The organism is uncultured Microscilla sp., from assembly GCF_947493425.1.
Lineage (GTDB): Bacteria > Bacteroidota > Bacteroidia > Cytophagales > Microscillaceae > Microscilla.
In genome coordinates, this window is the sequence record NZ_CANLRP010000555.1 from 1 (window position 1) to 349 (window position 349).

Sequence of the window (349 nt, forward strand, 5' to 3'; positions counted from 1 at the left end):
AAGATGCCAACCAACGCAACCTGGGCAAGTGGAGCTTTACCAAGTATGACCAGCTCAACCGCCCCGTAATGACGGGCATGTACACCAGTGACCAAACCCGTTTGGCACTACAAAATGCCCTGGATGCCCACTTTGGCAATCCTGGATATGCCAGCCACGAAACATTTGACCTGGCAGGCACCAATGGGTACACCAATGTAAGTTTTCCGAATGCTGACCTGGATGTTCACTCGGTGACTTATTATGACAATTATGCCTGGAAAAACGGCCAGACTGCCTACGACTATTCCGTATTGGATGCTCGACTGGCGACCGAGCCTGTAAACTACCAGGTAAAAGGGCAGGTAAC

General features: G+C 50.7%; 1 protein-coding gene. It reads left to right on the forward strand.

Annotated features, from left to right (window positions below):
• Positions 1-349 (forward strand): hypothetical protein (locus Q0954_RS34640; protein ID WP_299466846.1); only part of this gene is annotated, 349 nt, incomplete at both ends.